The following is a 24684-nucleotide window of genomic DNA, read 5'->3' as shown; positions in this document are numbered from 1 at the left end:
CCGAAGGGTCCTGGGAGAGTAGGACGCTGCCAAGCAAAGAACCACTGCCGATGAAATTCGGTGGTGGTTTTTATTTTTGTTTTTCTTTGGTGCTTTTACTTTAATAGATTTAATTACATAGTTTCTTTCCGGGAGATGCATGCGCATCTCTTATTTGACTTTGTATCATACCTCTGACACACTCATAGAAGATACATACATCACACTTCAGGATACGATTGGAGCCACTTACTATTCTAGAGAACGGGGTGCAGAATTAACATGGACATTCGCAAGTTGACCGCAGAGGATTTTGAATCCAGTATTGCCCTCTCCCAGTATGCTTTTCAGTATGTATTAAGTGAGGAACGCAAAGAAAGACAGCGGCATCGATTCGCTTCACAGGATATCTGGGGCGTATATGAGGAAGCCGAGCTTGGTGCCAAGCTGCATATCATCCCTTTTCAAACCTACATTCATGGCAGAGCCTTTGAGATGGGTGGGATTGCGGGTGTAGCTACTTGGCCAGAATATCGCCGCAAGGGATGGGTAGCGGGTCTTTTAAGGCATGCGCTGGAAGAGATGAACCGGAATAAACAGAGCATTTCATTCCTGCATCCGTTCTCTTTTGCCTTTTACCGCAAGTATGGATGGGAAACCTACATTGAATTTAAAAAATATAAAGTTCCTACCGCTCACTTGCCTGCGAAAAAAACTACACCAGGTACCATCCGGCGTGGTGATCCCGGTCTTGCTACATTGAAAGAAGTATATAGCGCCTATGCGGAACGATATAACGGAACCCTCGTCCGTGATGATTCTTGGTGGGAGAACTCGGTGCTCACGGATGGAACCAGCCAAAAGGCTGTATATCTTGATGGGGCGGGACAAGCTCAGGGGTATCTTCTGTATGAGGTTAAGGAACGCAAGTTTGCCATAGATGAGATCGTATATCTCAATGAAGAAGCCAGACAAGCACTTTGGACCTTTATTGCAAATCATGATTCAATGATTGAAGAGGTGACGCTGCAGGCACCCGCGAGTGATACACTTGCTTTTCAACTGGATAATCCACGAATACAGCAGGAGATCGTACCGTATTTTATGGCGCGGATTGTAAGTGTGGAGCAATTTATTTCGCAATATCCTTTTGCAAGCCAGGATTCACCGGTACAGATTAATCTTCAGGTGGAAGATGCCCATGCTCCTTGGAATGAAGGCGTGTGGCAGCTGAATGTTGCGATGAATGGGACAGCCTCCATTTGGAAAACATCCGAAGCCGTCTTGGAAGATCAGACACTTAAGGTCAGCATTCAAGCACTTACAGCGATGCTTATGGGATATCGCCGACCATCGGAGATGGCCCAGATAGGTCGAATCCATGGCCCGGCAGAAGTAATTCATGCATTGGAGAAGGCAATCCCTGAACGGGAAACTTATCTGCTTGATTTCTTCTGAGTTGCTTGAATTGCTTATATCTAACGTCAATTTTAATTAGCTTGTTGTTTCTTTCAATATTTTCAGAAAAACAGTGCTACAGTGAGACAAACGAACTTCTCCGGCTTTTTTGGAGAGGTTTTTTTGTGTCCGGGGAATATTTCGTGTAAAATCGTAAAAAATGAATAGTGACCCCACTTGGCAAAACCACAAAATATGCTATAATGTATATAAAGTCAAAGAAAGTCAAAGTCAACTGAAGGTTAAATACTTACGTAGCTTTCTTTCTACATTCCGGTGATGAGACACATTTCATGAACGATGGATATCATCGGAAAGAGGCAGTACCAAGAGGACCTTCGTGCGTCCTTACTCTTCCGAATAAGCCAGTGGAAATCAAGATTCGTCGTTTCCCTGTTTGGTTAAATGGGTTGAGAAGGTGTACTCTGTGGGGGCGTGTGGGTCCTTATTGACTTAACGTTTCAGACAGTGGAGGATGAGTGGATGCGTAATATCTCTGATATTATCGAACAATATCTGAAGAGTATTTTGCATGAAAGTCCCGAAGGAATGGTTGAAATTCAGCGCAATGATCTTGCAGATCAATTCTCATGCGTACCATCCCAGATCAACTATGTAATAAGCACACGCTTTACTCTTGAAAAGGGATATTTGGTCGAGAGTAAACGTGGTGGCGGCGGTTATGTTCGCATACAGCGGATCGAATTGCCGGCCCACTCTGCTTTGCATAATCATCTGCACCATAGCATCGGGGATGAGATTGGACAGACAGCTGCCGAAGGCTTGATATATCAACTGGAAGAAGCACGTTTCCTGAGTAAAAGGGAAGCCGGGTTGATGCGTGCAGCTGTATCAAGAGAAATTTTATTGGTCAAACTTCCTTACCGGGATCAAATTCGTGCCAGAATGTTAAAGGCGATGTTAATATCTTTGCTCGGTAAATGAAAACCTATCGGGATCAAGGAGGTACATCCTAAATGCTGTGCCAAGAATGCGACAAACGTCCGGCGACTCTTCATTTCACCAAAATTGTGAATGGAGAAAAGACGGAATTCCATATTTGTGAGACATGTGCCCGTGAAAAGGGAGAAATGATTCCGGGAACATCGAATGGATTTTCCATTCACAATCTGTTGTCCGGGTTGCTTGATTTCGAACCTAAGAATGGAAATGCCGGGGCTCCCCCTGCTCAGACTCTTCGCTGTGAAGAGTGCGGCATGACTTACTCACAGTTTAGCAAAATCGGCCGTTTCGGCTGCAGTTCTTGTTATAAATATTTTGACAGTCGTCTGGATCCTCTGTTCAAACGGGTTCATGGCAGCACAACCCATGTGGGCAAAGTGCCTGCACGAGCTGGTGGTCGCATTAAAGTGAAGCGGCAGATTGCCGACCTGAAGCGCGATCTTCAGGAGAGTATCGCCCAGGAAGAATTTGAAGAGGCGGCTCAGATCCGTGACCAGATCAGGGAACTTGAAAAAGAAATAGCTCAGGAGTAGAGTTTGTCATGAGTAGGAGGGACGCGTAATGCCTAATCTGCGCTTTACAGAGAAGGCGCTCAGCGACTGGATGCGCAGTGAAGCGGCTGATTCCGAAATCGTCATTAGCAGCCGTGTCCGGATCGCACGTAATCTTCAGCATTACCCATTTCCAATGCTTGCTTCCAATGAGCAATCGGAAGAAGTGCTGAATAAGCTGAGCGAAGTACTTCAATATGATGACGTTCATGCCTTTGGAGATTTCCATACCTTGGACCTGATGGATATTGATGATCTCGATAAGCGGGTGCTGGTGGAGAAACATCTGATTAGCCCCAGTCTTGCGAATGAATCAAAAAATGGTGCGGTTATTCTCAGTGAGGATGAATCCGTCAGTATTATGATTAACGAAGAAGACCATCTTCGTATCCAATGCCTCTATCCGGGGTTCCAGGTGAAAGAAGCCTGGGAGAAAGCTTCCGCCATAGACGATGCTTTTGAAGCGCATGTGGATTATGCTTTTGATGATCGGAGAGGATACCTGACCAGCTGTCCTACCAATGTAGGTACAGGGGTAAGAGCATCTGTAATGATGCATCTGCCTGCTCTGGTGATGACACAGCAGATTGGACGCATTCTGACAGCTGTTTCTCAAGTGGGGTTAACCGTGCGTGGGATATATGGCGAAGGCAGCGAAGCGATGGGCAACCTTTTCCAGATCTCCAATCAGATTACGCTTGGACAGACGGAACAAGAGGTTATCGATAATCTGCATAGCGTTGTGCTTCAGATGATTGGGCATGAACGTACTGCCAGAGAGCGGTTGATTTCTGACTCTAGACTACGGATTACCGATAGAGTGATGCGTTCATATGGGATTTTGTCCCACGCCGCCATTATGGATTCCAAGGAAGCTGCGCAGCGTCTCTCGGATGTTCGCTTAGGTGTAGATCTGGGGCTGTTGAATGGATTGTCCATTACGGTAATGAACGAGTTAAACGTGATGACACAACCAGGCTTTTTGCAGAAAACATTCGGAGAAGATATGCGCACAGATGAGCGTGACATCTACCGGGCTCAGTTGATTCGTGATACGATCAATGCAGACAATCAATCCTAGTAATTGTTTTCTTCAGATTTAATATTAAGGTTTCATGCCGCATCTGCGGCTTTATATAAAACGGGCATTGGACTAAATGCCAAATGACTTTATTCGCAGCATGGCTGCAAACAAGAATGATATGAATTATACGGCGGGATCTTGATCAAGGCCCACGTTTTATCCAAAACCATGGAGGTGCAGGAGATATGATGTTTGGAAGATTTACGGAACGGGCCCAAAAGGTGCTCGCACTCGCGCAGGAAGAAGCTGTCCGTCTCGGTCATAATAACATCGGTACAGAGCACATTTTGCTCGGCCTCATTCGTGAAGGCGAAGGCATCGCAGCCAAAGCGCTGATCGGCCTGGGACTCGGATTGGAAAAAATTCAAGATGAAGTAGAAACGCTGATTGGCCGCGGCCAAGAGCAACCTACGAACATTGCATATACGCCACGTGCGAAAAAAGTAATTGAACTGTCCATGGATGAGGCTCGCAAATTGGGCCACACCTATGTAGGAACAGAGCATATCCTGCTCGGATTGATTCGAGAAGGCGAGGGCGTTGCAGCACGCGTGCTGAACAACCTTGGTATTAGTTTGAATAAAGCACGTCAACAAGTGCTGCAATTGCTTGGCAGCAGTGAGGCTGTATCCAGTCATAATGGAACGCCTGCTAATGTAAGCACACCAACACTGGACAGTCTGGCACGTGATCTTACCGCTTATGCGAAGGAGAACAACCTGGATCCGGTTATCGGCCGCAGTAAAGAAATTGAGCGTGTCATTCAAGTATTGAGCCGTCGTACCAAGAACAACCCGGTATTGATCGGTGAACCTGGTGTAGGTAAAACAGCGATTGCTGAAGGTCTTGCACAGAAAATCATCGCCAACGAAATTCCGGAGACATTGCGCGACAAACGTGTCATGACCCTGGATATGGGCTCTGTTGTTGCCGGAACGAAGTACCGTGGTGAGTTTGAGGATCGTTTGAAAAAAATCATGGATGAGATTCGTCAGGCAGGTAACATTGTCCTGTTCATCGACGAATTGCACACCCTGATCGGTGCAGGCGGAGCTGAGGGCGCCATTGATGCTTCGAACATTTTGAAACCGGCTCTGGCTCGTGGAGAATTGCAATGCATCGGTGCAACTACCTTGGATGAATACCGCAAATATATTGAGAAGGATGCAGCGCTTGAGCGTCGTTTCCAACCGATTACCGTAGATCAGCCTTCTCCGGAAGAAGCCATTCAAATTTTGCATGGATTGCGTGATCGTTATGAAGCTCACCACCGTGTGAAAATTACGGATGAAGCGATTGTACAGGCGGTTAAATTGTCTGACCGTTACATCACAGATCGTTTCCTGCCAGACAAAGCGATTGACCTGATTGATGAAGCGGGTTCCAAAGTAAGATTGAACTCATACACCATCCCGCCGAACCTGAAACAACTGGAAAGCCGTCTCGAAGATATCCGTAAGGAAAAAGACGCAGCGGTCCAAAGCCAGGAGTTCGAAAAAGCAGCAGCTCTGCGTGATACGGAACAAAAAATCCGTGAAGAGCTGGATGTAACGAAGAACCAATGGAAAGAAAAACAAGGTCGCACCGATTCCGAAGTAACGCCTGAGGATATCGCACAAGTGGTAGCCAACTGGACGGGAATTCCGGTAAACAAGCTGAAAGAAGAAGAGACTCAACGCCTGATGAATCTGGAATCCATCCTGCATGAACGTGTCATCGGTCAGGATGAAGCCGTGAAATCAGTCAGCCGTGCGGTTCGCCGTGCTCGTGCTGGATTGAAAGATCCAAAACGTCCAATGGGATCCTTCATCTTCCTCGGTCCTACAGGGGTAGGTAAAACGGAGCTGGCTCGTGCGCTTGCCGAAGCGATGTTCGGCGATGAAAATGCAGTGATCCGGATCGACATGTCCGAGTATGGTGAGAAGCACTCGACTTCAAGACTCGTTGGAGCGCCTCCAGGATATGTTGGTTACGAAGAAGGCGGTCAGTTGACAGAGAAAGTTCGTCGCAAACCGTATTCCGTAGTCCTGCTCGACGAGATCGAGAAAGCACATCCGGAAGTATTCAACATCTTGCTGCAAGTGCTTGAGGATGGTCGTCTGACAGACTCCAAAGGTCGTGTCGTGGACTTCCGCAACACATTGATCATTCTGACATCCAACGTGGGTGCCGAAGCGATTAAACGTAACTCTACACTCGGCTTCACAGCAGTTGTAGATGCAGGTGCGGATTACGATAACATGAAGGGTAAAGTCATGGATGAGCTGAAGAAAAGCTTCCGTCCAGAGTTCCTTAACCGGATTGATGAGATCATCGTATTCCACTCTCTTGAAGAGAAACACATTGCTGAGATTGTCTCCCTCATGAGCGAGGAGCTCCGGAAACGTCTGCGTGAATACGAAGTCGACTTCGAGCTTACAGACAACGCCAAGGCCTTCCTCGCCAAAGCTGGCTTCGATCCAGCTTACGGTGCTCGTCCGCTTCGCCGGGCAATCCAGAAGCATATCGAAGACAAATTGTCTGAAGAATTGCTTACAGGTACGGTAACCAAAGGCGATTCGTTGTTGATCGACGAAGAGAATGGTGCCCTGTCCGTAACCAAAAAGGAAGCTGCCGTTCCTTCCAATGAAGAAATCGAAACCAAATAAGTAAATTTCAAACCTGAGAAATGGTTTATGATCCTTTCCGGCTTCGGCCGGAGAGGATTTTTTATTTTATTGTTGTTCAAGGAACATGTGTAAAGTTTACGATAATCCTTTACGAAAAATCTCAAACAATGGTAAACTTTTATTAACCCTGTACGTCAGAAATTCAGGGCAAAATTCGTCGAAAAATGCAAAATGCTGTTATAAAATAAATCCTAGGAGTGCTGAAGTGGCCAAAGTTAAAACCAAGTTTCAATGTACGGAATGTGGTTATGAAGCCCCCAAATGGTACGGCAAATGTCCGGGGTGTCAGTCATGGAATTCCATGGTGGAAGAAACGGAAACGGTTGTCAAAACACAAGGGAGAAATTCCCCCCTCTTTGACAGTAAAGATAAACCGCTTCCCATCATAGATATAGATAGCAGTCAGGAACCGCGAGTGCAGACTGGAATCGGAGAGCTGAACCGGGTATTGGGTGGTGGAATTGTTCCGGGTTCTCTCGTGCTGGTAGGCGGAGATCCAGGAATCGGAAAATCAACGCTGATGCTGCAAACCTCGCATGCTCTGACGCATTCGGGTCTGCGCGTGTTATATGTTTCGGGTGAAGAATCGGTGAAACAGACCAAATTGCGGGCTGATCGTCTGGATGCACTCTCTCCTGAACTGTATGTGCTGTGTGAAACAAATATGGAACGTGTTGAGGAAGCGGTGGAGCAGATCCAGCCGCATTTTCTTGTCATCGACTCTATTCAGACGGTTTATCTTCCAGAAGTCACCAGTGCACCCGGTAGCGTAGCACAGGTAAGGGAATGTACTTCCCGGTTTATGCGGATCGCCAAAGGCCGAGGCATTGCAACCGTGCTTGTGGGGCATGTTACGAAAGAAGGGGCTATTGCTGGTCCCCGTATGCTGGAACATATGGTGGACTGTGTTCTTTACTTTGAAGGGGAACGTCATCATACGTATAGACTGTTACGTGCGGTTAAAAACCGTTTCGGTTCAACCAATGAAATTGGTATTTTCGAAATGGGCGAAGATGGCTTGCGTGAAGTGGGCAATCCTTCCGAACTCTTTTTGTCGGAACGACCGCTCGGTGTAGCGGGTTCTACAGTAGTTGCAAGTATGGAAGGCACTAGACCGATGCTGGTTGAGCTGCAGGCACTCATCTCTGCAACACATTTCCCGTCTCCCCGCCGTATGGCAACAGGGATAGATCATCACAGGCTGAACCTGATTATTGCCGTGCTTGAGAAGCGGATGGGCATGTTTTTGCAAACGCAGGATGCGTACCTGAATGTGGCCGGGGGAGTTCGGCTCGATGAACCGGCGGTGGATTTGGCGGTTGCCGTCAGCATTGCATCCAGTCTGAGGGATGTGCCGACCAAGCCAGATGACGTAATATTTGGCGAAATTGGTTTGACAGGTGAGGTTCGGGCCGTATCACGGGCTGAACAACGTGTGAAGGAAGCCGAGAAACTGGGCTTCAAACGAGTCATTTTACCGGAGAAAAGCTTAAAGGGCTGGAAACATCCTCGCGGGATACAACTGATCGGTGTGAATACCGTGGCAGATGCACTAGCGGTTGCTTTAGATTAGGGGGCATAACAAGATGAAAGATTCGAGCCAACTGGATAATATGAATGAATTGTTGAGGCTGATTGCACCAGGTACACCTTTCCGCGAAGGTCTGGAGAACGTGCTGCGCGCCAAGACGGGGGCACTGCTTGTTGTAGGATACAGCCCTGAAGTAATGGAAGTGGTCGACGGGGGGTTCTCGATCAATTGCGATTTCTCCCCCAACTATCTATATGAACTTGCCAAGATGGATGGTGCCATCATTCTTAGCGAGGATTTAAAGCGTATTCTGTATGCCAACACCCAGCTTATTCCGGATTCCTCCATCTCTTCCTCTGAGACAGGGATTCGTCACCGGACAGCAGAACGTGTAGCCAAGCAAACAGGCAAATTGGTCGTATCCATCTCGCAGCGCCGGAATATTATTACCTTATATCAGGGAACGCTTAGATATTCGCTCAAGGAAATTGGAGTTATTCTGACGAAGGCTAACCAGGCGATTCAAACGCTGGAGAAGTACAAAGCTGTACTTACCCAATCCCTTACGAATCTAAGTGCCTCGGAGTTCGAAGAACTTGTCACGATCCCTGAAGTGGTAAATGTCATTCAGCGTACGGAAATGGTGATGCGCATCAAAACGGAAATCAAGCGCTACATCCATGAACTTGGGAATGAAGGACGACTGATCTCCATGCAAATGGAGGAACTGGTTGGAACAACGGAAGAAGAAGCGTGGTTGCTGTACAAGGACTATGCACGAGACGATAGTGACGAGAAGATTCGCGAAATTATCGTGGGCCTCAAGCGACTGTCGGATGATGAATTGCTGGATGCACATCACATCGTCCGTCTGCTCGGCTATCCTTCATCGGCTGCTACATCGGAAGATTCGGTTGCACCGCGCGGATATCGGGTATTGAATAAGATACCACGCCTTCCGAATGTCATTATTCATAACCTTGTGGACCAATTTGAACAATTGCCGCATGTGATCATGGCAACGATTGAAGAGCTGGATGAAGTCGACGGTATTGGTGAGGTACGCGCCCGGACCATTAAAGAAGGGCTGAAGCGTCTGCAGGAGCAAATGTTTATCGACAGACAAATGTAATCCAGAGCTATCAGTATAGGTTTGCCTAGCCTATAACGGCCCTGAAGATGATGAGGTGAAACAACCATGTTAACCAGATTCATTCCGAACCTCTTTACCTTGGGTAATCTGTTTCTTGGAATGATGGCGATACTGCTTGCAATTGATGGGAATTATAGCCTGGCTGCGATTATGGTGATTGTGGCGATGCTGCTGGATGGGTTGGATGGCCGGGTAGCGCGTGCACTCAATGCCCAAAGTGAATTTGGCAAGGAGCTTGACTCTTTGTCTGACATGGTTTCGTTTGGTGCAGCCCCGGCACTCATTATGTTTATGGTTTCCTTCCAGGATGCATCACCGGTTCTCGCCTGGATCGCTACGGCAAGCTTCCCCATTTGCGGAGCCATTCGGCTGGCACGCTTTAATGTAAGACCCGGAATTCCCGGATACTTTACAGGCCTGCCCATTCCGGCAGCTGGAGGTGTGCTTGCAACGCTGACGTTGTTTAACAAGGATATTGGTCCCGTGAGCATGATGATAGCTACATTGTTATTATCCTATCTGATGGTCAGCTCGCTTAAATATCCGAATTTCAAAAAGGTCGGTTTGCCGCGAAAAGCGATCTGGATCGCCCCTTGGGTTGTTGTATTCGCTGTAGCGGTTGCTGTCATTTTTCCGGAACAGCTGTCGAAGCTAATCTTTATTCCACTGGTACTGTACGCTCTATATGGAATGAAGCATAATATGCGAACGGCAGCCTCCCGCAATCGGGCGAAGAAGCGCAAGGAAGAGAAGTCTTCTCGTCCTTCCGATCGGTAATGGTTTATTGATTGGCATACTTGCCTTGGATGAATAAGAAAAAGCACGCATTCTCCTTTTAGGAGCGTACGTGCTTTTTTTGTTGATTCGAATCTATACGGTACCTGCTCTTGTACGGCAACTTCGCCAATCATTTACGACAAATTGAACATCCCTAACGTCGAACATTTCTGTGACTCGTGATTCACGACTTCTTCCATGTTGATATCCAGCAGATTGCAGAGAGCTGACATATAAAACAGGTTCCGCCCCAATTCGGAGCTGATGACCTCTTTGCAATTCTCGCACAATTCACCTTCCACATGCGTTTCCAGCAGGCCCTTGGTTTGAGCCATACCGCTCTCGGGGGCATATTTCTGCTTGGTGGCGTGCAGCTCAATGCAGCCGCATTCGGTAATGGCCTTGGACACGGCACGATTGACAGAAGCTCCGGCTTGTCCTGTTTTGGACAGTACGTCAATCAGACTTCGATGACGCAGCAACAGCTCGGAAACCTGATCCTGAAAAGCCTGTAAACTTAGCGTACTCATTTTGCTACTCACCTCGGGATATGAATTGAATTCATTATATGCCAATAATTTACCTTCTTTCAACTGACGATTGCAAACATTTCCAAAAAGTTCTTGCAACCGGGATTAGCAATCCAACAATTGGATCATACTGGATATGAAGATGAAGGACAATTAAAGGAGGTGCAGGGACATATGTGGAAAAAAGGCATTTTAACTTTTACAGGATTGTGCGGTGCATGGTTTGGCTACACGGCATATCATCTGGCAGGAAAATCCGTCCCGTGGATGGCTGAATGGATTCAGTCAGCAGGGCTGCTGGGGGCAGGAGTAGCAACGGCACTGGGCGCTGTATTGTTTATGGCTGTATGTAATATTGGTGGAACCTTGCTGGCAAGCAGACTGCAAAATGGGATTGATGCTTTGGCTAAAATACCGATGAACGAACTGGCTGCTGGTGCAGCAGGTACCGTTGCAGGGTTACTGGTAGCCTTGCTGCTCTATCCATGTCTGACTTGGCTGGGAGCAGCAGGAGAGGTGCTTCAGGTGGCTCTGACGGCCGTGAGCGGTTATTCAGGGTACATGCTAGCCATGGCGAAGAAAGACGACCTCGCTGCATTCTGGATGTCTGGGCGATGGGGGCACCCCGAGCTGGATGAAGACAGACGGATGGAAGAACACAAGATTTTGGATACCAGTGTCATTATTGATGGCCGTATTGCAGATATATGCAAGACCGGGTTTATCGAAGGTACAATCGTAATTCCGGAATTCGTCCTGGAAGAACTTCAGCATATTGCAGATTCCTCGGATCTGCTGAAGCGGAATAGAGGACGGCGCGGACTCGACATTTTGAATAAAATCCAAAAAGAACTCGACGTGAAGGTACTCATTTACGAAGGGGATTTCGAAGAAATATCGGAAGTGGACAGCAAGCTGGTCAAACTCGCCAAAGTGCTTCAGGGCAAGGTCGTTACCAATGACTTTAACCTGAACAAGGTTTGCGAGCTGCAGGGTGTATCTGTACTGAACATCAACGATCTGGCGAATGCAGTGAAGCCAGTAGTGCTGCCTGGTGAAGAGATTATGGTGCAGATCATCAAGGATGGCAAGGAGCATGGCCAAGGTGTAGCTTATCTGGATGACGGTACGATGATTGTCGTTGAAGGCGGACGCGAGTATATCGGCATGATGATGGAAGTACTGGTGACCAGTGTACTGCAGACTTCCGCGGGAAGAATGATTTTTGCCAAGCCTAAACTGTTGGAAAAAGCCCAATAAAGGGGTATGATGGGTAGTGTATCGTTCACCGATACTTATATCGCTTGAAGATATTCAGTATCGTAGAACGATAAACTGACAGACAAGGCAGGGATTACGGCATGGATAAAGGGTGGGGTGTCGTCATTGTGGCAGCAGGTCGGGGAACCCGAATGGGAACAACCGAGAGCAAGCAGTTTCTGCTGCTGCAGGACAAGCCCGTTTTCATACATACGCTTGAAGTGTTTGCCGCTCTGGACGAGATCAGCGAGATCGTGCTGGTAACCGGAGCCGCAGATGTTGAACGCTGCCTGGATTGGGTAAAAGAATACCGACTGGAGTCGCGTGTCCGTGTCATCCCCGGAGGGAAAGAGAGACAGCATTCTGTGCATGAAGGCCTGAAGGCTTTACAGACGGATTGGGTTCTCGTTCACGACGGGGTACGTCCTTTTGTTGACCGTAAGCAGATTACAGGTTGCATGGAGGCCGCGATGTCGGGGGGAGCCGCTGTACTTGCCGTTCCCGTTAAAGATACGATTAAACAAGTGAATGCGGAAGGAATCGTTACGGCGACGCCTGACCGCAGCAGTCTGTGGAGTATTCAAACCCCGCAGGCTTTTCGTCTTTCTTCACTGCTGCTTGCTTACGAGTCGGCCGCAAGGGACGGATTTCTGGGGACGGATGACGCCATGCTGGCTGAGCGCCAGGGTATGTCCGTCCAGGTTGTGGAAGGAAGTTATACCAACATCAAATTAACGACGCCGGAAGATTTGGAATATGCCGCGTTTTTGCTTGGGGGAGAGAAGAAGCGATGATACGTGTAGGACAGGGATTTGATGTACACCAATTGGTGGAGGGACGTCCGTGCATCATTGGCGGGGTAATGATTCCTTATGAAAAAGGACTGCTTGGTCACTCGGATGCAGATGTGCTGCTGCATGCCATCAGTGATGCCATTCTGGGTGCACTTGCACTTGGGGACATTGGGAAACACTTTCCGGACACCGATCCGGAGTTCAAGGACGCGGATAGCCTCAAACTGCTGGAGCATGTATGGCAGCTCGTGAAAGATCGCGGATATCGTTTGGGCAACATCGATTCCACCATTATTGCGCAGAAACCGAAGATGGCACCTTACATTCCACAGATGGCCGAGGTTATTGCCAAGGCGCTGGAAGCGGATGTTGATCAGGTCAATGTCAAAGCAACGACTACGGAGCAGCTCGGATTCCCTGGACGGGGAGAGGGGATTGCGGCCCAATCGGTTGTTTGCCTTGTTCGTGTGTGATATTATCAACCAACTAGTATACGGAGGGGATCTTTTATGAGCACAGAAGTTCGTGTGCGTTACGCACCGAGTCCAACGGGACACCTGCATATCGGGAATGCCCGTACGGCGCTCTTTAACTACTTGTATGCCAAGCATAATAACGGGAAATTCATCATTCGTATTGAGGATACTGACGTAAAACGGAACATTGCGGGTGGCGAGGAAAGCCAGCTTAAATATTTGAAATGGCTCGGAATCGAGTGGGATGAGAGCATTGATGTAGGCGGGGAATACGGACCTTACCGTCAGACGGAACGTTTGGATATTTACCGCAAATACACCCAGGAGCTGCTGGACAAAGGTCTGGCTTACCGCTGCTTCTGCACGGAAGAAGAGCTGGAGCAAGAGCGCGAGGAGCAAACGGCACGTGGAGAAACGCCGCGTTATTCGGGCAAACACCGTGACCTGACGCCAGAGCAGATCAGTGCTTTTGAAGCGGAAGGCCGCGTTGCGAGCATTCGTTTCCGTGTACCGGAAGAGCGCACATATACGTTCGATGACATGGTTAAAGGCACCATTTCATTTAACAGCAAGGAATCCGGGGACTTCGTCATTGTGAAAAAAGACGGCATTCCCACATACAACTATGCCGTTGCAGTGGATGATCACCTCATGAAAATCTCTCACGTTCTTCGCGGGGAAGATCATATCTCCAACACGCCGCGTCAGCTGATGATCTATGAAGCGCTCGGCTGGGAGCCGCCGCAATTCGGTCATATGACCCTGATTGTGAATGAAAATCACAAGAAGCTGAGTAAACGTGATGAGTCCGTCATTCAGTTTATCGAACAATATGATCAGCTCGGCTACTTGCCAGAGGCGATGTTCAACTTTATTTCCCTGCTTGGCTGGTCACCGGAAGGGGAAGAAGAGATCTTCTCGCAGGAACAGTTGATCTCCATCTTTGATACCAAACGTTTGTCCAAGAGCCCGGCTGTATTTGATACGCATAAGCTGGCGCATTTGAACAATCACTATATTAAACATGCAGACCCGGAACGTATTGCTGAAATGGCGATTCCACATCTGCAAAAGGCAGGACGCATTGCAGCTGAGCTGTCCCCTGAGCAGAAGGAATGGGCGTATACACTCGTTCATCTGTACCAGGAGCAAATGACTGCAGCCTCCGACATTGTGGAACTGTCTGAAGTGTTCTTCCGCTCCCATCTGGAGCTGGATGCAGAAGCGACTGCCGTGCTTGGAGAAGAGCAGGTGCCAACTGTTCTAAAGGCCTTTGCCGACAAAGTGCAGGCGAGTGAAGAGTTTACCCCAAGTAAAATGGCCGCATTGATCAAGGAAGTACAGAAGGAAACCGGATTTAAAGGCAAACAGCTCTTTATGCCTATCCGTGTAGCATTGACTGGACAGACCCATGGACGTGACCTGAATCAAACCATTGTACTGCTCGGCCGGGATACGGTTGTTGAGCGTCTGCATGCACAGGTGAAAGGCGCGTAATCCAGGAACGCTGTACATCCTGGTACTGCCGCCGGTGAGGGTCGTTATCGCCTGGGGATGAAGTTATTGCAAGGTTGTTGTCAGTCCAGTACCTTTTCGCTATAATAGCAACACAAAGGTTAAATGACATGTTTCAGCATTCATCATAGAACAGCAAAGACCGGGAGGAGTAAACCGAATTGGACAGTTCCAGAGAGGATGGTCCCGCAACGAAGAATAAATTTCTTATGCTGCGGTGGCTGTGAGCCATCCACTGTCCGTCGGTCGAAATGCGCCCGTGAGCTGCATAGCCGAATCCGGCCCCGCCTCTTGTACGTGTAGGAGAGGAAAACGTCAGGATAGGTTGTGACGGTTGGTTTCCGTTACCGAACCGCTTGAGGGTTCATTCTTATTTGTCAGAACAGGTGGCAGCCATTCGCTGACTGTCTAATTCTGATACGTAAGGCTGGGCCGAGCAGAGTGGGACCGCGATTAACGCCTCTGCAGCATTATGCTGCAGAGGCGTTTTTTGTTTGGGGCGAGTCAGCAGTACACTACCAAGAGGGCTGCGCCGTCCGGTATGCCGGAGGACGAAGACCTGAACAAGAGGGGAACGAGCATGTTCAAGAAGATCAGATCAGATATCCAGGCGGTGTTTGAAAACGATCCGGCTGCCCGGGGATGGTTCGAGGTTGTATTTACCTATTCGGGGCTGCATGCGATATGGGCTCATCGGATCGCGCACTTTTTCTATAAACGCAAATGGTTCTCGGTTGCCCGGTTCATCTCGCAGATCAGCCGTTTTATGACAGGAATCGAGATTCACCCTGGAGCGACCATAGGGAATCGGCTGTTTATTGACCACGGAATGGGTGTAGTTATTGGTGAAACCTGTGAGATTGGCGATGATGTTGTTATTTACCAGGGGGTTACACTTGGCGGAACAGGGAAAGAAAAAGGAAAGAGGCACCCGACGATTGGCAATAATGTGGTTATCTCATCGGGAGCCAAAGTGCTCGGTTCATTCAGCGTTGGTGATCAAAGTAACATTGGAGCCAACTCGGTCGTATTGAAAGAAGTGCCATCCAACAGTACAGTTGTAGGCATACCGGGAAGAATCGTCAAGCAGGACGGACGCCGGGTGGATCGTCTGAATCAGCAGCTGCCCGATCCGGTCATTGACTCTCTGCGCAGTATGCAGCAAGAGATCGAACGATTGCGTGAAGAAGTGCGTACACTACAGGATAGCCGTAAGAATGAGACTTCGCGTGATACAATAAATAAATAGGGAAGTATGAATGAAAGGAAAGTGACCATGACGCTTCAAATTTACAATACGATGAGTCGTACCAAAGAGAATTTCGTTCCCCAAGAACCGGGGAAGGTAAAAATGTATGTGTGCGGACCGACAGTGTATGATTACATTCATATCGGGAATGCACGTCCGGTTATTTTTTTCGACACCGTTCGCGGCTACTTGGAACAGACAGGACATGAAGTGAACTACGTTGTAAACTTCACGGATGTTGATGATAAATTGATTCGCAAAGCCGAACAGTTGGGTACTGACGTTCCTCATGTTGCCGAGAAGTTTATTGCTGCGTACTACGAGGATCTTGAGGGATTGGGGATTCCCAAAGCCAGCAGCAACCCGAGAGTTACAGAGAATATGCCGCTCATTATCGATTTTATCCGTGAGTTGGTTGAAAAGGGCTTTGCTTATGAAAATGGTGGGGACGTATATTACCGCACAGGCAAATTCGAAGAGTATGGCAAGCTGTCGAAGCAGAATCTGCAGGAATTGCAGTTCGGTATCCGGATTGGTGTAGATGAGCGCAAAGAACATCCCGAAGATTTCGTGCTCTGGAAAGCAGCTAAACCAGGTGAGATCTACTGGTCCAGTCCTTGGGGCAATGGTCGTCCGGGCTGGCATATCGAATGTTCTGCTATGGCTCGTGAATACTTGGGAGATACGCTCGATATCCATGGAGGTGGACAGGATCTGCAGTTCCCTCACCATGAGTGCGAATGCGCACAATCCGAGGTGCTAACGGGCAAACCGCTTGCCAACTACTGGATGCATAACGGATTTATCCGTATCGATAACGAAAAAATGTCGAAATCACTCGGTAACGGAGTGCTTGTAAAAGACCTTCGAACCCAGTACAAACGTGAAGCCATTCGTTATTTCATGCTGTCGACACATTACCGCAATCCGCTTAACTTTACCGAAGATACAATGGAGCAAGCACAAAACAGTGTGGATCGGATCGCGAATGCCGTTGGCAATCTGAAGCATCGTTTGCAGGCAGTAACAGTAGATCAGGATATTACAGCGGAGTTCGCTGCTAAACTGGAGCAGATTCGCCAGCAGTATCACGAGAAAATGCAGGATGATTTCAATACTCCGGATGCCATTACCGCATTGTTCGAATGGGCTGCGGAAGCAAACCAGCTGCTGCAAAAGGAAGTCGTAAACGCTGCGGAAATTCGTGCATTACTTGAGCTGTTTGGTGAGTTGAATGCGGTGCTTCGCATTTATACGGACGCAGAGCCGGAGCTCCTGGATGAAGAGATTGAACGCCTGATTGAAGAGCGTACGGAAGCGCGCAAGTCCAAGAACTGGGCACGGGCTGATGAAATTAGAGACGAATTGTCAGCGCAGGGCATCCTGCTTGAAGATACGGCTCAAGGGATGAGATGGCGGCGCAAATGAACGAGGACCAGTTGAAGAATTTGTCTGATTCTGTCGATCATTCGGAGCAGGGGGAACCGCCTGCTGAAGAACAGACACAGGCTGTGGCACAGGGAGGGTGGTTTCCGTACCCGCCTTCCCGGCCTGCAAGATTGATTCCTCCGATTGCACTTGCCTATATCGGTGATGCAGTGTATGAGGTAGCGGTAAGGCAGTATCTGTTGTCCAAAGCCAATATGCGTCCGAATCACTTGCATCGCAGTGCGACGGGTCTCGTATCAGCCAAGGCACAGAGTCGAATCCTTACAGGGATCGAGGAACAATTGACCGAAGAAGAGCGCGACGTTGTAAGACAGGGGCGGAATGCCAAGTCGGGCAGTATCCCCAAGAATGCTGATGTGCTGGAATACAGACATGCCACTGCTCTAGAGTGCCTTGTCGGTTACCTGTACAGTAGTGGTCGGCATGAGCGCATGATCCAACTGATTACGCAGGGAATTGAGCATGCAGAACAGCAATCACCGCCACCAAGCAAAAAATAAAAATAACAACTTAGTCGTTCCTGTGGTACAAGCCAACTAGGAGGTATATGCAGGACGTAATAGAGAGGACCGAAGCAATATGGAAGAAGAATGGATTGCTGGTAAGCACTCCGTGACGGAGGCGCTGCGTTCAGGCCGGACCATCAACAAAATATGGATCGCTGATACAGCACAGAAACACTTGACCCAACCAATTATCGCGGAAGCCAAAAAACTCGGTATCGTAATTCAGCATGTGGACAAGCGCAAATTGGATCAAACTGTGCCGGGCATTCAGCATCAGGGTGTTGTCGCGCAAGCGGCCCCTTATGCTTATGCTGAGGTAGAGGATATTTTGGGAGCGGCAAAATCGAAGAATGAGCATCCTTTTTTGATTTTACTGGACGAAATTGAAGATCCGCATAACCTGGGTTCCATCCTGCGGACAGCTGACTGCACGGGGGCTCACGGTGTTATTGTCCCTAAGCGGCGTTCAGCATCAGTGACTGCAACGGTGTCAAAAACTTCTGCAGGTGCAGCTGAATATGTACCGGTTGCTAGGGTTAGCAACCTGGCTCAGACGATTGATCGTCTCAAGGAAGAGGGCGTGTGGGTTGTGGGTACGGATGTGACTGCACGTGAGCCGGTATTTGGCAATGGTGTATTCACAGGACCGGTAGCCCTGGTTATCGGGAACGAAAACAAAGGTATGGGCCGACTGATTCGTGAGAAGTGTGATGTACTGGTCAAATTGCCGATGCAGGGACAGATTAACTCCCTGAATGCTTCCGTGGCGGCGGGTGTTGTCATGTACGAAGTGCTTCGTTCGCGCCAAGCACAGGGATAGATGGTATGGCTGATTCCCGGGATATGCTTCTGGTAGACGGGTATAACATGATTGGTGACTGGCCAGAACTGTCCAGACTGGCAGAGAGTGGGCTCGAGGAGGCGCGGAATCATCTTCTCTTCCGTCTTGCCGACTATCAGGCGTTCTCCGGTCGCAAGGTCATCGTTGTTTTTGATGCCTATCTCGTACCCGGACTTGGTAAAACATACACACAGAGCAAGGTACAGATCTATTTTACTAAGGAAAAAGAGACGGCTGACGAATGCATTGAGAGACTCGTACGGGAACTAAGCTCGCGGAGACGCCAAATCTATGTAGCCACAAGCGATATGGTAGAACAGCATGTCATTTTTGGACAGGGAGCATTACGTGTATCTGCCAGGGAACTGCTGATCGAAGTGGAGCAGAATGAGAAAGAATTGCAGAAACGTCTGGAGGAGGATCAGGCCAAGTCCACACGCAATACACTGGGAGCCAAGCTTAGCCCGGATGTGTTGAAGCAATTCGAGCGCTGGCGGCGTGAATAGGGAAACTGTTTTACAAATATTTCAATCTTGAAAGTCTTGACAATTATGTTATTGATGTTCTTTTTTAGGGATAGCGTGGTTGACGGTGTGAGGTGCCATCATATATACTGTTCGTATATTTCATAGAGTAGAGTAACGGTGTACCTTGCGTTGCAGCCGGAGGGATTGTCTGTGAGTGTCGACCTCAAAGATATCATGTTATCAAAGTATGATTACCAAAGTGACGAAGACATTGTCGAAGCGGTCCGTGAAGGTGAGAGCGAAGCGCTGGAGTTTTTGATTAACAAATATCGCAACTTTGTACGCGCCAAGGCAAGATCTTATTTTCTGATTGGGGCAGACCGGGAAGATATCATTCAGGAAGGAATGATTGGTCTCTACAAATCCATTCGGGATTTCAAGGGAGACAAGCTGGCTTCGTTCAAAGCTTTTGCCGAGCTGTGTATCACCAGACAGATTATTACGGCAATCAAGACGGCAACACGTCAGAAACATATTCCGCTTAATTCCTATGTATCGTTGGACAAGCCAATCTATGATGAAGAATCCGATCGTACGTTACTCGATGTGATTTGTGGAACCCAGGTCAGTGATCCGGAAGAGCTTATCATTAACCAGGAAGAGTTTGTGGGTCTGGAAGATAAGATGTCGGAGATTCTAAGTGACTTGGAACGAAAAGTATTGATGTTGTATCTGGACGGGAGATCTTATCAAGAGATTGCAGTGGATTTGGACCGGCATGTGAAGTCCATTGATAATGCACTGCAGCGCGTGAAGCGCAAACTTGAAAAGTACCTGGAAGTTCGAGATAATTGAACAATGTTGCTGTTGACGGAAAAGGCTCGGAGTTTGAGTCTTTTTTTGCTGCTCTAAGTTTATAAGTCAAAAGTTTGATAATACTAGTAATCGCTTGGTCCAAGCAGGAGAAGAGAAAAATCAGAGACGCCTGAACTACACGTTTTTCGAACGGAACTTTTACCAGTGATGAAAGGCTATTCTTTCATTGACATGGTTATACCCTTATGATAAAGTGTTTTAGGTAGGCCTAAATTCGCGGCTTTTTTTTAGGATCAATTTAGAGACTCTGCTTTAAAGTGGAAGTCTTCGGGAGGTGTACATCATGCGGGTAATTATTACTTTGGCTTGTACAAACTGCAAACAAAGAAATTACACTACGACAAAAAACAAGCGTAATCACCCCGACCGCATGGAGATGAAGAAATTTTGCAAGTTTTGTAACGAGCAGACTTCTCATCGCGAAACCAGATAGTTTTTGGGAGGTGTAGTCGGCGTGAAACGTAGTTTCAAATCTCTGATTTCCTTTTTCTCAGAAAGCTGGGCTGAACTTAAAAAAGTTCGCTGGCCTAATCGTAAAGAGCTGACCAACTACACATTGATCGTTCTTGGTACTGTTGTGGTTATGACGCTGTTTTTTTGGGTCGTTGATATCGGCATCTCCGCTGTGATCGAAGCGATTATTTAAGAAGGGTCCCAGGTGGCTTGATATGGAAAAAAGATGGTACGTCGTTCATACCTACTCAGGGTATGAGAATAAGGTCAAAGCCAATTTGGAAAAACGCGTAGAGTCCATGGGCATGGAAGACAAGATATTCCGCGTTCTTGTTCCTATGGAAGAAGAAGTGGTAAACAAGGACGGTAAGAAAAAGACCGTTATGCGTAAAGTTTACCCCGGCTATGTCTTGGTGGAAATGATCCAAACGGATGACTCTTGGTATGTTGTTCGCAATACACCGGGTGTTACGGGATTTGTCGGTTCGACAGGTTCCGGGTCCAAACCAACTGCTCTGTTGCCCGAAGAAGTGGAACAAATTCTGAAGCATATGGGCATGGTTGAGCCGAAGCCGAAAATTGAATTCGACATTAAGGAATCCGTACGAATTAAAGTTGGTCCTTTTGCGAATTTTGTGGGCTCCGTGGAAGAAATTTTGGTAGACAAAAGCAAGTTGAAAGTGCATGTGAACATGTTTGGACGGGAAACGCCGCTTGAGTTGGAATATACACAAGTGGAGAAGATATAGTCTCTTCAAGTTTCTTGTGGGAGGACCGAAAGGTTCGTTAACCACTATTTTGCAAGGAGGTGTCAATCATGGCAAAAAAGGTAATCAAAATGGTAAAACTGCAAATTCCAGCAGGTAAAGCGAATCCAGCGCCTCCGGTAGGTCCAGCTTTGGGTCAAGCAGGTGTCAACATCATGGCATTCTGTAAAGAGTTCAACGCTCGTACAGCCGATCAAGCGGGATTGATTATTCCTGTTGAAATCACAGTATTCGAGGACCGTTCCTTTACTTTCATCACTAAAACTCCACCAGCAGCAGTTCTGTTGAAAGTGGCAGCTAAAGTGGAAAAAGGATCCGGCGAACCGAACAAGAAAAAAGTTGCTACTGTTAAACGTGATGCGGTACGTCAAATCGCAGAACAAAAAATGCCTGACCTGAATGCAGCGAACGTTGAGTCCGCAATGCGTATGGTCGAAGGTACTGCCCGTAGCATGGGTATCACCATCGAAGACTAATTTTTCATCTGAAACATGGCTTCGTAAAGCCGGCCGATTCGCGGCCGGTTGATGTGGGAGGTATATCCGCTAAAACCACAAAGGAGGAATATAACATGGCTAAACACGGTAAAAAATACCTGGAAGCTGCTAAGCTGATTGACAGCGAAGCAACTTACGAGCCTTCAGAAGCTGTAGAGCTTGTGAAAAAGGCAGCCACTGCAAAATTCGATGAAACGATCGAAGCAGCAGTACGCTTGGGCGTTGACCCTCGTAAGCAAGACCAGGCTGTACGTGGTGTAGTTGTCTTGCCACACGGCACAGGTAAAACACAACGCGTATTGGTATTTGCAAAAGGTGACAAAGCGAAAGAAGCGGAAGCGGCTGGCGCGGACTATGTTGGTGATGCAGACATGATCAACAAAATCCAACAAGGCTGGTTCGAATTCGACGTCTGCGTAGCGACACCAGATATGATGAGTGAAGTAGGTAAATTGGGCCGACTGCTCGGCGGTAAAGGTCTGATGCCTAACCCTAAAGCCGGAACGGTAACTTTCGATGTATCCAAGGCTGTTCAAGAAATTAAAGCGGGTAAAATCGAATATCGTCTGGATCGTGCAGGTCAAATTCATGCACCGATCGGTAAAGCATCTTTCTCTGCAGAGCAACTGAACGAGAACTTGAAAGCTCTCATGGACGCTCTGAACCGTGCTAAACCGGCGGCAGCAAAAGGTGTTTATCTGAAGAATGTTTCTCTTTCTTCCACGATGGGCCCTGGCGCACGCGTGAACGCAGCATCTTTTAGATAATATCTGTTGACAGACTTGTTCTGTTTTGGTATGATATAAAAGTTGTGAGTCCGAGTGACTGACCGTTGACATTTGAATATGCTTGCCGTAGACAGTAGGTGCCATCAGGCTTAATTTCCTACCGAGGTATGATTATAGAACTTAGAACGATGTAAATCGATTATGAGTATATATCAAGCCTTCGTGATTCTACGGAGGCTTTTCTTAATGGGATAAATTTGATCAGGAGGTGTACAGTTTGGCAAACGCAAAAGTGATTCAAGCAAAACAAGAGTCCGTTGATGCAGTAACAGCGAAATTGCGCGAGAGCGCTACGACAGTTGTTGTTGACTATCGCGGTCTGAACGTTGCCCAAGTAACTGAGCTGCGTAAGCAGCTTCGTGAAGCCGGAATCGAATTCCAAGTGCTGAAAAACACATTGCTTCGCCGTGCGACTGCTGCAGCAGAACTGACAGAACTCGATAGCGTTCTTACAGGTCCTACTGCAATTGCATTCAGCGCCGAAGATGCTGTGGCTCCAGCCAAAATTCTGAACGACTTCGCTAAAAAGAACGACGCACTGGAATTGAAAGGTGCAGTTGTTGAAGGTCGTGTAATCGGAGTAGAAGAAGTTAAGGCATTGGCAGAACTGCCATCCCGCGAAGGTCTCCTCTCCATGCTCCTCAGCGTGCTTCAAGCGCCAGTGCGCAACTTCGCGCTTGCGGTTAAAGCTGTTGCGGAAAAAGAAGAACAAGGCGCGTAAGCTACTTGATCTGATAGCTGCTTAGGCAGCATTGAATGACAAAAAAATAAAATTATATATGGAGGTTCAATCATGAGTAAAGAGCAAATCTTGGAAGCAATCAAAGGCATGACTGTACTGGAACTGAACGATCTTGTTAAAGCAATCGAAGAAGAATTCGGCGTAACTGCTGCAGCTCCAGTAGCTGTTGCAGGTGGCGGCGCTGCAGCTGCAGAAGCTGAGCAATCCGAGTTCGACGTAATCTTGGCAAGCGCTGGCGCTTCCAAAATCAACGTTATCAAAGCAGTTCGCGAAATCACAGGTCTTGGCCTGAAAGAAGCTAAAGAAGTAGTTGACAATGCTCCAAAAGCATTGAAAGAAAAAGTTAGCAAAGAAGAAGCTGAATCCATCAAAGCTAAATTGGAAGAAGCAGGCGCTACAATCGAAGTTAAATAATTTGGCTTTTACAAGCTGAATGAACAAAACAACAAACCCCTTGACTTATATCAAGGGGTTTGTTGCTGTAATTGTATATGGAAAGTGAGTGAGGACATGTCCAATCATTATTATTCGGACAAACCGCAGGTCGCACATGACAGACGGGCAACGGAAGCGGAGCTTCGTGGATGGAAATTGCGATTCGTTACCGATGCAGGTGTATTTTCCAAGAGCGGAATCGATTACGGCAGCAGAGTACTGATTGATGCAATAGAGTTAACTGCTGGGGCTCATGTTCTGGATGTGGGTTGCGGGTATGGACCAATTGGTCTTACGGCAGCCAAGCTTGTACCCGAGGGACATGTCACCATGATTGATATCAACGAGAGAGCGGTTGAGCTTTCCAGAGAGAATGCAAAAGCAAATGGAATCACGAATGTAACGGTAATGCAAAGTAATCTACTTTCTGAAGTGAACCAGAAGGATTTTGACGCAGTTCTAACCAACCCGCCGATTCGAGCAGGGAAGGAAACCGTTCATACCATTTTTGAGCAGGCGCATCAGCATCTGAAGGTAGGTGGTTCGTTGTGGATTGTCATTCAGAAAAAGCAAGGGGCTCCTTCGGCAAAAGCGAAGCTGGAATCCTTGTTTGGCAGAGTGGAAGAAGTAACGAAAGATAAAGGCTACCGGATTTTCAAAGCGGTGAAAACGGAGGACTCGTCCGAAGGCTAGTTTCCGATTTGTAAAGTAAGCAGGGGAGCATTTTTTTTGCAATAGGACTATTGACTTGAAATTCAGGTCGTGGTATTATTGTAAAATGTCAGTATTAAGATGCCCTACTTGGCTTTAGCTAACTAAAAATGTCAATCTTTTTTTACGCCGAACGGGCTTATTATGCCTACGTTTGGCGTAT

At 47.7% G+C, this 24684-nt stretch carries 27 protein-coding genes and 1 other annotated feature; of the genes, 26 read left to right on the top strand and 1 reads right to left on the bottom strand.

The window, feature by feature from the left end:
- The first annotated feature begins 261 nt into the window (after positions 1–261).
- The 8 genes from AC3WQ3_RS26825 (at position 262) to pssA (ending at position 10165) form a co-directional block, all read left to right on the top strand.
- Positions 262–1437, top strand: coding sequence for a GNAT family N-acetyltransferase (locus tag AC3WQ3_RS26825; protein WP_492474171.1), 1176 nt, complete (start codon positions 262–264; stop codon positions 1435–1437).
- A 483-nt stretch (positions 1438–1920) separates the two neighbouring features.
- On the top strand, positions 1921–2382 hold the full coding sequence (locus AC3WQ3_RS26820; protein WP_095293442.1) for a CtsR family transcriptional regulator: 462 nt from the start codon (positions 1921–1923) through the stop codon (positions 2380–2382).
- Positions 2383–2414: 32 nt separating this feature from the next.
- Complete coding sequence (gene mcsA / locus AC3WQ3_RS26815) at positions 2415–2933, top strand: protein-arginine kinase activator protein McsA (RefSeq protein WP_127540913.1); 519 nt, start codon at positions 2415–2417, stop codon at positions 2931–2933.
- 28 nt (positions 2934–2961) lie between these two features.
- Positions 2962–4032, top strand: coding sequence for a protein-arginine kinase McsB (gene mcsB, locus AC3WQ3_RS26810; protein WP_492474170.1), 1071 nt, complete (start codon positions 2962–2964; stop codon positions 4030–4032).
- Positions 4033–4220: 188 nt separating this feature from the next.
- Positions 4221–6683 (top strand): ATP-dependent protease ATP-binding subunit ClpC, encoded by a 2463-nt coding sequence (clpC, locus tag AC3WQ3_RS26805; protein ID WP_153980071.1) that lies wholly within the window; start codon positions 4221–4223, stop codon positions 6681–6683.
- Positions 6684–6909: 226 nt separating this feature from the next.
- Positions 6910–8277, top strand: coding sequence for a DNA repair protein RadA (radA, locus tag AC3WQ3_RS26800; protein ID WP_336784378.1), 1368 nt, complete (start codon positions 6910–6912; stop codon positions 8275–8277).
- Between the two features lie 13 nt (positions 8278–8290).
- Positions 8291–9367: a DNA integrity scanning diadenylate cyclase DisA gene (disA, locus tag AC3WQ3_RS26795; protein WP_127540919.1), complete on the top strand. Its 1077-nt coding sequence runs from the start codon at positions 8291–8293 to the stop codon at positions 9365–9367.
- Positions 9368–9433: 66 nt separating this feature from the next.
- Positions 9434–10165 (top strand): CDP-diacylglycerol--serine O-phosphatidyltransferase, encoded by a 732-nt coding sequence (pssA, locus tag AC3WQ3_RS26790; RefSeq protein WP_095293436.1) that lies wholly within the window; start codon positions 9434–9436, stop codon positions 10163–10165.
- Positions 10166–10299: 134 nt separating this feature from the next.
- Here pssA and AC3WQ3_RS26785 read toward each other — a convergent pair whose 3' ends face one another.
- The gene (locus tag AC3WQ3_RS26785) at positions 10300–10695 is read right to left on the bottom strand and encodes a nucleoside triphosphate pyrophosphohydrolase family protein (protein ID WP_336784377.1); all 396 of its coding nucleotides are present in this window, start codon (positions 10693–10695) and stop codon (positions 10300–10302) included.
- A gap of 174 nt (positions 10696–10869) precedes the next feature.
- On the opposite strand from AC3WQ3_RS26785, the gene AC3WQ3_RS26780 reads away from it, so the two are divergent.
- The 18 genes from AC3WQ3_RS26780 (at position 10870) to AC3WQ3_RS26695 (ending at position 24503) form a co-directional block, all read left to right on the top strand.
- Positions 10870–11955, top strand: a complete 1086-nt coding sequence (locus AC3WQ3_RS26780; RefSeq protein WP_336784376.1) for a PIN/TRAM domain-containing protein — start codon at positions 10870–10872, stop codon at positions 11953–11955.
- Positions 11956–12056: 101 nt separating this feature from the next.
- Complete coding sequence (gene ispD, locus AC3WQ3_RS26775) at positions 12057–12749, top strand: 2-C-methyl-D-erythritol 4-phosphate cytidylyltransferase (RefSeq protein WP_336784375.1); 693 nt, start codon at positions 12057–12059, stop codon at positions 12747–12749.
- Positions 12746–13222 carry a 2-C-methyl-D-erythritol 2,4-cyclodiphosphate synthase gene (gene ispF / locus AC3WQ3_RS26770; protein WP_336784374.1) on the top strand — a complete coding sequence of 159 codons (477 nt, stop codon included), beginning with the start codon at positions 12746–12748 and terminating at the stop codon, positions 13220–13222. The genes ispD and ispF overlap by 4 nt, the downstream gene beginning before the upstream one ends.
- A gap of 36 nt (positions 13223–13258) precedes the next feature.
- On the top strand, positions 13259–14722 hold the full coding sequence (gene gltX, locus AC3WQ3_RS26765) for a glutamate--tRNA ligase (protein ID WP_336784373.1): 1464 nt from the start codon (positions 13259–13261) through the stop codon (positions 14720–14722).
- Between the two features lie 598 nt (positions 14723–15320).
- The gene (cysE, locus tag AC3WQ3_RS26760) at positions 15321–15989 is read left to right on the top strand and encodes a serine O-acetyltransferase (RefSeq protein WP_154896980.1); all 669 of its coding nucleotides are present in this window, start codon (positions 15321–15323) and stop codon (positions 15987–15989) included.
- Positions 15990–16016: 27 nt separating this feature from the next.
- Positions 16017–17417 (top strand): cysteine--tRNA ligase, encoded by a 1401-nt coding sequence (cysS, locus tag AC3WQ3_RS26755; protein WP_336784372.1) that lies wholly within the window; start codon positions 16017–16019, stop codon positions 17415–17417.
- Positions 17414–17938 carry a Mini-ribonuclease 3 gene (locus AC3WQ3_RS26750; protein ID WP_336784371.1) on the top strand — a complete coding sequence of 175 codons (525 nt, stop codon included), beginning with the start codon at positions 17414–17416 and terminating at the stop codon, positions 17936–17938. Before cysS ends, AC3WQ3_RS26750 begins: the two co-directional genes overlap by 4 nt.
- Before the next feature lie 79 nt (positions 17939–18017).
- Entirely contained in the window at positions 18018–18764 is a 747-nt protein-coding gene (gene rlmB / locus AC3WQ3_RS26745) for a 23S rRNA (guanosine(2251)-2'-O)-methyltransferase RlmB (RefSeq protein ID WP_336784370.1), read from the top strand.
- A gap of 5 nt (positions 18765–18769) precedes the next feature.
- Complete coding sequence (locus AC3WQ3_RS26740) at positions 18770–19291, top strand: NYN domain-containing protein (RefSeq protein WP_492474169.1); 522 nt, start codon at positions 18770–18772, stop codon at positions 19289–19291.
- A 171-nt stretch (positions 19292–19462) separates the two neighbouring features.
- Complete coding sequence (gene sigH / locus AC3WQ3_RS26735) at positions 19463–20107, top strand: RNA polymerase sporulation sigma factor SigH (RefSeq protein ID WP_024633601.1); 645 nt, start codon at positions 19463–19465, stop codon at positions 20105–20107.
- A gap of 304 nt (positions 20108–20411) precedes the next feature.
- Entirely contained in the window at positions 20412–20561 is a 150-nt protein-coding gene (gene rpmG, locus AC3WQ3_RS26730; RefSeq protein ID WP_072735843.1) for a 50S ribosomal protein L33, read from the top strand.
- 21 nt (positions 20562–20582) lie between these two features.
- The gene (gene secE / locus AC3WQ3_RS26725; protein ID WP_024633600.1) at positions 20583–20774 is read left to right on the top strand and encodes a preprotein translocase subunit SecE; all 192 of its coding nucleotides are present in this window, start codon (positions 20583–20585) and stop codon (positions 20772–20774) included.
- 22 nt (positions 20775–20796) lie between these two features.
- Positions 20797–21330, top strand: a complete 534-nt coding sequence (gene nusG, locus AC3WQ3_RS26720) for a transcription termination/antitermination protein NusG (RefSeq protein ID WP_056697652.1) — start codon at positions 20797–20799, stop codon at positions 21328–21330.
- A gap of 68 nt (positions 21331–21398) precedes the next feature.
- Positions 21399–21824, top strand: a complete 426-nt coding sequence (gene rplK, locus AC3WQ3_RS26715) for a 50S ribosomal protein L11 (protein ID WP_053779217.1) — start codon at positions 21399–21401, stop codon at positions 21822–21824.
- A gap of 95 nt (positions 21825–21919) precedes the next feature.
- Positions 21920–22612 carry a 50S ribosomal protein L1 gene (rplA, locus tag AC3WQ3_RS26710; RefSeq protein ID WP_095293428.1) on the top strand — a complete coding sequence of 231 codons (693 nt, stop codon included), beginning with the start codon at positions 21920–21922 and terminating at the stop codon, positions 22610–22612.
- A gap of 67 nt (positions 22613–22679) precedes the next feature.
- Positions 22680–22826 (top strand) — a sequence feature (ribosomal protein L10 leader region).
- A gap of 24 nt (positions 22827–22850) precedes the next feature.
- Positions 22851–23354, top strand: coding sequence for a 50S ribosomal protein L10 (gene rplJ, locus AC3WQ3_RS26705; protein WP_095293427.1), 504 nt, complete (start codon positions 22851–22853; stop codon positions 23352–23354).
- Positions 23355–23426: 72 nt separating this feature from the next.
- Positions 23427–23789 carry a 50S ribosomal protein L7/L12 gene (rplL, locus tag AC3WQ3_RS26700; protein WP_095293426.1) on the top strand — a complete coding sequence of 121 codons (363 nt, stop codon included), beginning with the start codon at positions 23427–23429 and terminating at the stop codon, positions 23787–23789.
- A gap of 96 nt (positions 23790–23885) precedes the next feature.
- Positions 23886–24503, top strand: coding sequence for a class I SAM-dependent methyltransferase (locus tag AC3WQ3_RS26695; RefSeq protein WP_336784369.1), 618 nt, complete (start codon positions 23886–23888; stop codon positions 24501–24503).
- Positions 24504–24684: the final 181 nt, after the last annotated feature.

The sequence above is a fragment of the Paenibacillus sp. FW104-T2 genome (assembly GCF_058789975.1).
The sequence above is the reverse complement of the archived record's forward strand: the minus strand, read 5'-3'. Positions and strand labels throughout refer to the sequence as shown.

Bases quoted from the DNA above. Each gene is read 5' to 3' on its own strand.
- AC3WQ3_RS26825 (WP_492474171.1), top strand. From the start codon at position 262: ATGGACATTCGCAAGTTGACCGCAGAGGATTTTGAATCCAGTATTGCC.
- cysE (WP_154896980.1), top strand. From the start codon at position 15,321: ATGTTCAAGAAGATCAGATCAGATATCCAGGCGGTGTTTGAAAACGAT.
- pssA (WP_095293436.1), top strand. From the start codon at position 9,434: ATGTTAACCAGATTCATTCCGAACCTCTTTACCTTGGGTAATCTGTTT.
- AC3WQ3_RS26695 (WP_336784369.1), top strand. From the start codon at position 23,886: ATGTCCAATCATTATTATTCGGACAAACCGCAGGTCGCACATGACAGA.
- rplK (WP_053779217.1), top strand. From the start codon at position 21,399: ATGGCAAAAAAGGTAATCAAAATGGTAAAACTGCAAATTCCAGCAGGT.
- AC3WQ3_RS26750 (WP_336784371.1), top strand. From the start codon at position 17,414: ATGAACGAGGACCAGTTGAAGAATTTGTCTGATTCTGTCGATCATTCG.
- ispF (WP_336784374.1), top strand. From the start codon at position 12,746: ATGATACGTGTAGGACAGGGATTTGATGTACACCAATTGGTGGAGGGA.
- AC3WQ3_RS26820 (WP_095293442.1), top strand. From the start codon at position 1,921: ATGCGTAATATCTCTGATATTATCGAACAATATCTGAAGAGTATTTTG.
- rpmG (WP_072735843.1), top strand. From the start codon at position 20,412: ATGCGGGTAATTATTACTTTGGCTTGTACAAACTGCAAACAAAGAAAT.
- mcsB (WP_492474170.1), top strand. From the start codon at position 2,962: ATGCCTAATCTGCGCTTTACAGAGAAGGCGCTCAGCGACTGGATGCGC.
- cysS (WP_336784372.1), top strand. From the start codon at position 16,017: ATGACGCTTCAAATTTACAATACGATGAGTCGTACCAAAGAGAATTTC.
- mcsA (WP_127540913.1), top strand. From the start codon at position 2,415: ATGCTGTGCCAAGAATGCGACAAACGTCCGGCGACTCTTCATTTCACC.
- disA (WP_127540919.1), top strand. From the start codon at position 8,291: ATGAAAGATTCGAGCCAACTGGATAATATGAATGAATTGTTGAGGCTG.
- AC3WQ3_RS26780 (WP_336784376.1), top strand. From the start codon at position 10,870: ATGTGGAAAAAAGGCATTTTAACTTTTACAGGATTGTGCGGTGCATGG.
- AC3WQ3_RS26785 (WP_336784377.1), bottom strand. From the start codon at position 10,695: ATGAGTACGCTAAGTTTACAGGCTTTTCAGGATCAGGTTTCCGAGCTG.
- rplL (WP_095293426.1), top strand. From the start codon at position 23,427: ATGAGTAAAGAGCAAATCTTGGAAGCAATCAAAGGCATGACTGTACTG.
- ispD (WP_336784375.1), top strand. From the start codon at position 12,057: ATGGATAAAGGGTGGGGTGTCGTCATTGTGGCAGCAGGTCGGGGAACC.
- rplA (WP_095293428.1), top strand. From the start codon at position 21,920: ATGGCTAAACACGGTAAAAAATACCTGGAAGCTGCTAAGCTGATTGAC.
- rlmB (WP_336784370.1), top strand. From the start codon at position 18,018: ATGGAAGAAGAATGGATTGCTGGTAAGCACTCCGTGACGGAGGCGCTG.
- gltX (WP_336784373.1), top strand. From the start codon at position 13,259: ATGAGCACAGAAGTTCGTGTGCGTTACGCACCGAGTCCAACGGGACAC.
- AC3WQ3_RS26740 (WP_492474169.1), top strand. From the start codon at position 18,770: ATGGCTGATTCCCGGGATATGCTTCTGGTAGACGGGTATAACATGATT.
- nusG (WP_056697652.1), top strand. From the start codon at position 20,797: ATGGAAAAAAGATGGTACGTCGTTCATACCTACTCAGGGTATGAGAAT.
- clpC (WP_153980071.1), top strand. From the start codon at position 4,221: ATGATGTTTGGAAGATTTACGGAACGGGCCCAAAAGGTGCTCGCACTC.